Source organism: Streptomyces beijiangensis (genome assembly GCF_017315755.1).
GTDB lineage: Bacteria > Actinomycetota > Actinomycetes > Streptomycetales > Streptomycetaceae > Streptomyces > Streptomyces beijiangensis.
In genome coordinates, this window is sequence record NZ_JAFLRJ010000710.1 from 1 (window position 1) to 595 (window position 595).

Consider the following 595-nt stretch of genomic DNA (forward strand, 5'->3'; position numbering starts at 1 on the left):
GTACGCGGTGGTCGGGGGCGGGGTCGCCGGGGCGGTCGCGGGGGTGGTGGCTGTGCTGTCGCTGGTGGCGTTCCTGGTCATCGAGTCGCGGCATCCGCACCCGCTGGTGCCGTTGGGGCTCTTCCGCAACCGGACGGTGTCGGTGGCGGTGGCCGTAGGGGCTGCGAACAGCGTGGCGTTCTACGGGGTGATCTTTGTGCTGAGCCTGTTCTTCCAACAGGTGCGCGGGGGTTCGGCGTTGAGCGCCGGGCTGATGTTCCTGCCGATGACGGCGCTGATCCCGGTGGTCAACATCCTGGCGGGGAAACTGGCGGGCCGGTACGGATTCCGGGTGCCGCTGCTGGCCGGGCAGCTGATGGCGGTGGCGGGACTGCTGGTGCTGCTCCTGGTCTCGGCCGACACGTCCGGGCCGGTGCTGGCGTTGTCGATGGTGCCGATGGCGATCGGCGTCGCGCTGACCATCCCGCCGCTGACGACGGCGATGCTGGAGGCGGTGCCTGAGGAGCGGGCCGGACTGGCGGCGGGGGTGCTGAACGCGGGACGTCAGGTCGCGGGAGGACTCGCGGTGGCGGTCTTCGGGGCGCTGGTGGCGGGG

1 protein-coding gene is annotated in these 595 nt (G+C 71.8%); it reads left to right on the top strand.

Annotated features, from left to right (window positions below; translation table 11 throughout):
- The coding region (locus J0695_RS38540; RefSeq protein WP_206969502.1) for an MFS transporter at nt 1–595 on the top strand (595 nt) is incomplete at both ends.